General features: G+C 70.1%; 7 protein-coding genes. 5 read left to right on the forward strand and 2 right to left on the reverse strand.

The annotated features are described in order from the left end of the window. On the reverse strand, window positions 1-1530 hold a 1530-nt coding region (gene argS, locus ACTIFJ_RS11930; protein ID WP_439534329.1), incomplete at its 3' end, for an arginine--tRNA ligase. Between the two features lie 53 nt (window positions 1531-1583). Then, a complete protein-coding gene (locus ACTIFJ_RS11935; RefSeq protein WP_439534330.1) occupies window positions 1584-3338 on the reverse strand; it encodes an acyl-CoA dehydrogenase in 1755 nt (584 codons plus the stop codon). Between the two features lie 44 nt (window positions 3339-3382). Between ACTIFJ_RS11935 and ACTIFJ_RS11940 the strand changes: the two genes are divergently transcribed. The 5 genes from ACTIFJ_RS11940 to gatA all read left to right on the forward strand — a co-directional run bounded on the left by ACTIFJ_RS11940 (window position 3383) and on the right by gatA (window position 8138). Beyond that, window positions 3383-4312, forward strand: coding sequence for an L-threonylcarbamoyladenylate synthase (locus ACTIFJ_RS11940; RefSeq protein WP_439534331.1), 930 nt, complete (start codon window positions 3383-3385; stop codon window positions 4310-4312). A 265-nt stretch (window positions 4313-4577) separates the two neighbouring features. After that, window positions 4578-4955 carry a hypothetical protein gene (locus tag ACTIFJ_RS11945; RefSeq protein ID WP_439534332.1) on the forward strand — a complete coding sequence of 126 codons (378 nt, stop codon included), beginning with the start codon at window positions 4578-4580 and terminating at the stop codon, window positions 4953-4955. Window positions 4956-5029: 74 nt separating this feature from the next. Next, window positions 5030-6343 carry an ABC1 kinase family protein gene (locus tag ACTIFJ_RS11950; RefSeq protein WP_439534333.1) on the forward strand — a complete coding sequence of 438 codons (1314 nt, stop codon included), beginning with the start codon at window positions 5030-5032 and terminating at the stop codon, window positions 6341-6343. Between the two features lie 47 nt (window positions 6344-6390). Then, window positions 6391-6678 (forward strand): Asp-tRNA(Asn)/Glu-tRNA(Gln) amidotransferase subunit GatC, encoded by a 288-nt coding sequence (gene gatC / locus ACTIFJ_RS11955; protein WP_439534334.1) that lies wholly within the window; start codon window positions 6391-6393, stop codon window positions 6676-6678. Further along, window positions 6675-8138 carry an Asp-tRNA(Asn)/Glu-tRNA(Gln) amidotransferase subunit GatA gene (gene gatA / locus ACTIFJ_RS11960; protein ID WP_439534335.1) on the forward strand — a complete coding sequence of 488 codons (1464 nt, stop codon included), beginning with the start codon at window positions 6675-6677 and terminating at the stop codon, window positions 8136-8138. Before gatC ends, gatA begins: the two co-directional genes overlap by 4 nt. The last annotated feature ends 137 nt before the right edge of the window (window positions 8139-8275 follow it).

Here is an 8275-nt window from a genome sequence, read left to right on the forward strand (position 1 = left end):
GAAGGCGATCCGGTGCGGCTCGCGCGCTTCCGCCGCCTGCTCCACCAGCCGGGGCCAGCTCGCCGCCAGCTTCAGCGCCAGCATCTCGTCATTGTTGAGCAGTGCCGGATCGGCGGCCGGCAGCGCCACCCCGGCCTCCACCACCTTGCGGCCCAGCGAGGCGATCCGCGCATGGGCATATTGCACATAGAAGACCGGGTTTTCGCGGCTCTGCTCGACCGCCTTGGCGAAATCGAACTCCAGCGGCGATTCCGGCCGCTTGGTCAGCATGATGAACCGCACCACATCCTTGCCGACCTCGTCGACGATGTCGCGCAGCGTCACGAAATTGCCGGCGCGCTTGGACATTTTGAACGGCTCGCCGTTGCGCAGCAGCTTGACCAGCTGCACCACCTTGATGTCGAGGGGCACCTTGCCCTCGGACAGCGCACTGACCGCCGCCGTCATCCGCTTCACATAGCCGGCATGGTCGGCGCCGAAGACATTGACCAGCGCCGTATAGCCGCGCCGCAGCTTGTCATAATGATAGGCGACGTCGCCGGCAAAATAGGTCCAGCTGCCATCGGACTTCTTCATGGCCCGGTCGCTGTCGTCGCCGAACTGCGTCGAGGCGAACAAGGTCTGCGGGCGTGGCTCCCAATCGTCGCCGCTGGTGCCCTTCGGCCGTTCGAGCACGCCTTCATGGATCAGCCCGCGCGCATCGAGCACCTCGAGCGCCTCCTGCACGCGCGGCCCGAGCGAGGCTTCGGAGAAGAACACATCATGGTGCACGGCCAGCGTCGCCAGATCCTCGCGGATCCGCGCCATCATCCGGGCGACTGCATAGGTCCGGAACAGCGCCAGCCACTCGGCTTCGGGCGCGCCGACGAACGCATCGCCATGCTCGGCCGCCAGCGCCTCGCCGACGGCAATCAGATAGTCGCCCGGATAGAAGCCGTCGGGGATCGTCACGCTCTCGCCGAGCGCCTCGCGGTAGCGCAGGTGCACCGAGCGGGCGAGCACATCGACCTGCCCGCCGGCATCGTTGATATAATATTCGCGCGTCACCTGGTGGCCGGCGAAGGCCAGCAGCCCGGCCAGCGCATCGCCCACCACCGCGCCCCGGCAATGGCCGACATGCACCGGTCCGGTCGGGTTGGTGGAGACATATTCGATGCAGATCCGGCTGTCCGGCTGCGCCGCGCCGCGGCCATAGCCGGCACCCTCGGCATGGATGCGCGCCAGCTCCTCATGCCAGACACTATCGACCAGCCGCAAGTTGAGGAAGCCCGGCCCGGCCACTTCGGCGGTCTCCACCTCGGCCAGCCGCGCCAGCCGCTGCGCCAACAGTGTCGCGATCTCGCGCGGCGGCTTCTTCGCCGCCTTGGTCAGCACCATCGCCGCATTGGTGGCGAGGTCGCCATGCGACGGGTCGCGCGGCGGCTCGATCGTCACCGCGCGCGTGTCGAGCCCCGCCGGCAGGTCGCCATCGGCGATCATGCCGGCGAGCTGGGCCTGGATTATGTCGAGAAACCGCGCGTGGATATGCATGACCGGGCTTTAGCCGCTGCCCTGCCTGCGGGAAAGGCCCGATTGGCCCGGCTTCAGCTGGCCAGCGCCTCCTCGGACACCGCATAGAGCAGCCCCGCACCGCGCATCACCGGCGCGGACAGGGCGGCGGCCTGCGGCAGCAGATGCTCGGCATAGAAGCGCGCGGTGGCGATCTTCGCCTTCAGGAACACCGAGTCGCCCTCGCCCTGGACCAGCATCGCATGCGCCGTCTGCGCCTGCCGGGCCAGCAGCCAGCCGCCGATGGTCAGCCCCATCAGCCGCAGATAGGGCGTGGCGCCGGCGGCCTTGTCGTCGGGGTCGTTGGCGCCGGCCAGCCAGTGGCTGGTCGCCTCGGCGGCGGCCACCGCATCCTCCAGCCACGGTGCCAGCCGGTTGAGCTCGCTGTGCGCCGCCAGCTCCTGCGTCGTCACGCGGATGTCGCCGAGCAGGGTCTTCCAATGTTCGCCGCCGTCCATACCCAGTTTGCGGCCGACCAGATCGAGCGCCTGGATGCCGTTGGTGCCCTCATAGATCGGTGCGATCCGCGCATCGCGGAGGAACTGCGCCGCGCCGGTCTCCTCGACAAAGCCCATGCCGCCGAATACCTGCAGCGCCAGGCTCGCCACCTCGACGCCGGTATCGGTGGCAAAGGCCTTGGAGATCGGCGTCAGCAGATCGGCCAGCCCGGCGCCCTCGGCGTCGCCGGCGTGCGCCCGGTCGACGGCGGCGGCGTTCAGATAGACCAGCGCCCGGCAGGCCTGGGTCAACGCCCGGCAGGTCATCAGCGTGCGGCGGACATCGGCATGCTCGATGATCCGCACCGGCTTGCCGCCATGGCCGAAGCGCGCCGACTGGACGCGGGTGCGCGCATAGTCGAGCGCATGCTGGGTCGCCGCCTCGGCCACCGCCACACCCTGCAGCCCCACCTGGACGCGCGCATTGTTCATCATCGTGAACATCGCCCGCATCCCGGCGCCCTCGGCGCCGACCAGCCAGCCGACGCAGGCGTCATGGTCGCCGAAGCTCATCGTGCAGGTCGGCGAGGCATGGATGCCGAGCTTGTGCTCCAGCCCGACGCAGCGGACGTCGTTCCGCGTCCCGTCGGCGAGGAATTTCGGGACGATGAACAGGCTGATCCCCCTGGTTCCCGGCGGCGCGTCGGGCAGCCGCGCGAGCACCAGATGGACGATATTCTCGGCGACGTCATGCTCGCCCCAGGTGATGTAGATCTTGGTGCCCTTCAGCCGGTAGCTGCCATCGCCCTGCGGCACGGCGCGCGTGCTCAGCGCGCCGACGTCCGATCCCGCCTGCGGCTCGGTCAGGTTCATTGTGCCCGTCCATTCGCCGGTCACCAGCTTGGACAGATATTCCTGCTGCTGCGCTGCGCTGCCATGCGCCGCCAGCGCCTCGATCGCCCCCTGGCTCAGCATCAGGCACAGCGCAAAGGCCATGTTGGCGCTGGTGAGCTGCTCCTGCACGGCAGTGGCCAGCACGAACGGCAGGCCCTGCCCGCCATGCGCCTCTGGGACGCCGAGCCCGGCCCAGCCGCCCTCGACATATTTGGCATAGGCGGCAGCAAAGCCCGGCGGCATCGTCACCACCCCGTCGGCCAGCACAGTCGGCGTCGTGTCGCCGACCCGGTTCAGCGGCGCGAATTCATTCTGCGCCAGCTTAGCCGCCTCGTCGAGGATCGCCGTCACCATGTCCGGCTCGGCATTGGCATATTGCGGCAAGGCCGCCAGCCCCGGCAGGTCGGCAATCGAATCGAGGACGAAGCGCTGTTCGGCCAGCGGGGCGATATAGGGCATGGGCAAACTCTTGGGTTCGGGGTTTCCCACGCTATAGACGAGCCATGAACCAAGGCCAAACCGGGAAGGATGTCGCGCAGGCGTTGGCAGACGCCGCCGCCGCGCTGCGCGCCGGCGGCATAGTGGCCGTGCCGACCGAGACCGTCTATGGCCTCGCCGGCCGTGCCGACAGCGCCGCCGCCGTCGCCGCCATCTATGCCGCCAAGGGCCGCCCCGCCACCAACCCGCTGATCGTCCATGTCATCGGCCTCGCCCAAGCCGAAACGCTGGCCGTCTTCGATGCCCCGGCCCGGGCGCTCGCCGCCGCCTTCTGGCCCGGCCCGCTGACCTTGGTGCTCCCGGTCCGCCCCGACGCCGCGCTCGCCGCTGCCGTCACCGGCGGGCAGCCGACCATCGCCGTCCGCGCTCCCGATCACCCGCTGATGCAGGCGCTGATCGCCGCCGCCGGCCCGCTCGCCGCCCCCTCGGCCAACCGCTCGGGCCATGTCTCGCCGACCACCGCCGCCCATGTCCGCGCCAGCCTCGGCGCCGCTACGCCCCTCGTCGTCGATGGCGGCCCCTGCACCGCCGGGCTCGAATCGACGATTGTCGCCACCGGCACCACGCCGCGCCTGCTCCGCCCCGGCGCGCTCGCCGCTGCTGCTATCGAGGCGATCATCGGCCCGCTCGCCGGCGCCCCTTCCGCAATCGTCGCGCCGGGCATGATGGAAAGCCATTACGCGCCCCGCCAGCCGCTGCGCCTGAACGCCATAACGCCCGCGCCGGACGAGTATATGATCGGCTTCGGCCCCGTTCCGGGCGACACCAGCCTGTCCCCCGCCGGCAACCTCGCCGAGGCCGCCGCCGCGCTCTACGCGGCGCTGCATCTGGCCGAAGCCAGCGACCGGCCGCGTATCGCCATCGCCCCGGTGCCGAACGAGGGGCTGGGGCGTGCCATCAACGATCGGCTTCGGCGGGCTTCGGCGGGCCGGTAGGGCAAGGGGCCTTCGGCGGTAAGAGAAGGTGCCTCCGACGGCTGGGGCCGCAGGCCCCAGACCCCGATGATCCGGCCTCCGCAAGGCAACGACAGAAGGTCCTGCGGGATCAACCCAATATTTGGGGTCTGGGGCCTGCGGCCCCAGCCGCCGGAGGCCCCTTCTGCTACGGCCAGAGGCCCCCGCACCCTCATGACATTTTTGCTGTTGCGAATTAATCGCAAATGGATCAGCATGGCCCGACCGATCTGAAAGGGCTTGCCGAATGTTTGCAGGAGACCTGTCTGCCGGACCCCCCGGCCCTCCCGATACCGACTCTCGGCTGCTGGTCTGGTGCGTCCGCCGCCTTGCGCTCACCTCGGGCCTCCAGCGTTGTCCGGCGGTCGAGGCGGCGCTGCTTCGCCATTTTGGCGCGCGTGGCCAGGAGCTGTCGATGTTGCTGCGCTGCCTGGTTCATGCGCTGGCGCTGCATTGCCCGCGCCGTCTCGTGCTCGGCCATGCCTGCCACCCGGCGCTGACTGCGGACGAACTCCGCTTGCTCTCCGCCATCCGCACCGCGACGCCGACGAACCTCGGCCCCTCCACCATCCTTACCCCGCTGCTCACCGCGCTGAAGACTCATCTCCCGGGGTCCGGGGCCTGAGGCCGCGGCCGCCGGAGGCGCCTGCGTCAGTCCCCCACGCAGCCCGTCGCCAATGGATGCGCTAGGCCCACCTGATGACAACCAACGACAAGGGCCGCGCCGTCCCCTCCGGCCGTTTTGCCCGGCTCGCCCGGTTCGGCGGCATGGCCGGCGGCATTGCCGGCCGCGCCGCGGTTGCCGGTGTCCGTCAGCTGGCGAGTGGCGAGCGGCCGACGGCGGCCGGTCTGTTGCTGACCCCGGCCAATGCGCTGCGGATCACCGAGGAGCTGTCCCGCCTGCGCGGTGCGGCGATGAAGATGGGCCAGCTGATCTCGATGGACACCGGCGATTTCCTGCCGCCCGAGCTGTCGCAGATCATGGCCCGGCTGCGTGCCGATGCCCAGTTCATGCCGCCGCGCCAGCTGAAGCAGGTGCTCGACCGCGCCTGGGGCAAGACCTGGCTGTCCCGCTTCGAGCATTTCGATGTTCGCCCCTTGGCGGCTGCCTCGATCGGCCAGGTCCATCGCGCGCGCACCAGGGACGGCCGGGATCTCGCCATCAAGGTCCAGTACCCCGGCGTCCGCGAGAGCATCGACAGCGACGTCGGCAATGTCGCTACCCTGCTCAAGCTGTCCGGCCTGATCCCTGCCAGCCTCGATGTGGCGCCGCTGCTGGCGGAGGCCCGCCGCCAGCTCCATGAGGAGGCCGATTATGCCCGCGAGGCCGAATGCCTGGCCCGCTTCGGCGCGCTGCTGGCCGACTCGCCCGATTTCCTTGTCCCCGCCCATCACCCCGATCTCTCCGGCGCCGACGTGCTGGCGATGGACTTCCTCCCCGGCCGACCGGTCGAATCGCTGGCTGATGCGCCCCAGGCCTTGCGCGATGAGACGATGACCCGGCTGATGGCGCTGGTCCTGCGCGAGCTGTTCGAGTTCCGGCTGATGCAGACCGACCCCAATTTCGCCAACTACCGCTATGATGATCGCAGCGGCCGCCTCGTCCTGCTCGATTTCGGCGCCACCCGCGCCATCCCCGAGGCGCTGGCCGCCGATTACCGCGCCCTGCTTCGCGCCGGCCTCGCCGCCGACACCGAGTCCGCCCGCCACGCTGCCATCGCCATCGGCCTGTTCTCGTCCGACACCGCGCCCGATCACCAGCAGCGCATCATGGCGCTGTTCGAGACCGCCATGGCCCCGATGCGCGGCCCGGCCCTGTTCGATTTCGTCCAGACCGAGATCGCCGCCTCGCTGCGCGACGACGGGCTGGCGCTGGCTGCCGACCGCAGCCTCTGGCATGTTCCCCCCGCTGACACGCTGTTCCTGCAGCGCAAGCTCGGCGGCCTGTTCCTGCTTGGCGCGCGGCTCAAGGCCCGCATCGACATGGGCGGCCTGCTCGCCGCGCACGGTTGAGCCGCGGCCCCCGGCCTGCTAGCGCGTGGACGCAACAGGAGAATGCCATGGCGGTAGACGAAGCAACGGTACGCAAGATCGCACGGCTGGCCCGCCTCGGCCTTGCGGAAGACGAGGTTGCGCCGCTCGCCACCGAGCTCTCCGCCATCCTCGGCTTCGTCGAGCAACTGTCCGAAGTCGACACCGCCGGCATCCCGCCGATGGCCGCCGTCAGCCCCAAGCCCCATGTCTGGCGCGAGGACGAGATCACCGATGGCGGCGTCCGCGAGGCGGTGCTCGCCAACGCCCCGGATGCCCGCGCCGGCTTCTTCGCCGTTCCCAAGGTGATCGAATGACCAACCTCACCGACCAGACCATCACCCAGATGAGGGCCGGACTCGCCGCGCGCGATTTCTCTGCGCGCGAACTCGCCGACGCCCATCTCGCTGCCATGGACGCCGCCCGCCACCTCAACGCCTTTACCGTCGAGACCCCGGCCATCGCCCATGCCGCCGCCGCCGCCGCCGACCAGGCGCTCGCCGACGGCACCGCCGGCCCGCTCGCCGGCATCCCGCTCGGCATCAAGGATCTGTTCTGCACCAAGGGCGTCCAGACCACCGCCGCCAGCCGCATCCTCAAGGGCTTCATCCCGCCGTACGAATCCACCGTCTCCGGCAAGCTGCTCGATGCCGGCGCGGTCATGCTCGGCAAGCTCAACCTCGACGAATTCGCCATGGGCTCCTCCAACGAGACCAGCGCCGCCGGCCGCGTCATCTCGCCCTGGAAGGCCAGCGGCTCGGATGCCGAGCTCGTTCCCGGCGGCTCCTCGGGTGGCTCCGCCGCGGCGGTCGCCGCCCGCCTCGTGGCCGGCGCCACGGGCACCGATACCGGCGGCTCGATCCGCCAGCCCGCCGCCTTCACCGGCATCACCGGCATCAAGCCCACCTATGGCCGCTGCTCGCGGTGGGGCATCATCGCCTTTGCCTCCTCGCTCGATCAGGCCGGCCCCATGGCCCGCTCGGTCGAAGACTGCGCGCTGCTGCTCGAAACCATGTGCGGCCATGATCCGAAGGACACCACCTCCCTCGATCTCCCCGTTCCCGCCTTCGCCGCCGACCTCAGCCCGGACCTGCGCGGCCGCACCATCGGCATCCCCCGCGACTATCGGATCGACGGCCTCGATGACAGCATCGCCCGCCTCTGGGACCAGGGCCTCGAATGGCTGAAGGACGCTGGCGCCACCGTCATCGACGTCGACCTGCCCCATACCCGCTATGCCCTGCCGGCCTATTACATCATCGCCCCGGCCGAAGCCTCGTCCAACCTCGCCCGCTACGACGGCGTCCGCTACGGCCTGCGCGTCGCCCCCGAAGGCGGCAGCCTCAACGACCTTTACGAAGCCACCCGCGCCGCCGGCTTCGGCCGCGAGGTCAAGCGCCGCATCATGATCGGCACCTACGTCCTCTCCGCCGGCTATTACGACGCCTATTACACCCAGGCCCAGAAGGTCCGCACCCTGATCGCCCGGGACTTCACCCAGGCCTTCGAACGCTGCGACCTGCTGCTCACCCCCACCGCCCCGTCGGCCGCCTTCGCCTTCGGCGCCAAGGCCGACCCGCTGGCCATGTACCTCAACGACGTCTTCACCGTCCCCTCATCCCTCGCCGGCCTCCCCGCCATGTCCGTCCCCGCCGGCCTCTCGGCGGACGGCCTCCCGCTCGGCCTCCAGCTGATCGGCCGCCCGCTGGACGAACAGACCGTGCTGAATGCCGGCCTGGCGCTCGAGCGGGCTGCGGGGTTTACGGCGCGGCCGTAAGGGGCAGGAAGGGGCCTCCGGCGGCCGGGGGCTTGCCCCCGGACCCCTTGAATGGGCCTGTCCGGAACGTCGGCCGTCGGGGCCGCGCGCAGCGCTGACCTTCGCCTTATGCGCATGAACCGATAATCGGGGTCTGG

Source organism: Polymorphobacter sp., assembly GCF_051860865.1.
Lineage (GTDB): Bacteria > Pseudomonadota > Alphaproteobacteria > Sphingomonadales > Sphingomonadaceae > Sandarakinorhabdus.

Coding starts and splice junctions, on each gene's coding strand:
- ACTIFJ_RS11935 (WP_439534330.1), bottom strand. CDS start 3,338: ATGCCCTATATCGCCCCGCTGGCCGAACAGCGCTTCGTCCTCGATTCG.
- ACTIFJ_RS11940 (WP_439534331.1), top strand. CDS start 3,383: ATGAACCAAGGCCAAACCGGGAAGGATGTCGCGCAGGCGTTGGCAGAC.
- ACTIFJ_RS11945 (WP_439534332.1), top strand. CDS start 4,578: ATGTTTGCAGGAGACCTGTCTGCCGGACCCCCCGGCCCTCCCGATACC.
- ACTIFJ_RS11950 (WP_439534333.1), top strand. CDS start 5,030: ATGACAACCAACGACAAGGGCCGCGCCGTCCCCTCCGGCCGTTTTGCC.
- gatC (WP_439534334.1), top strand. CDS start 6,391: ATGGCGGTAGACGAAGCAACGGTACGCAAGATCGCACGGCTGGCCCGC.
- gatA (WP_439534335.1), top strand. CDS start 6,675: ATGACCAACCTCACCGACCAGACCATCACCCAGATGAGGGCCGGACTC.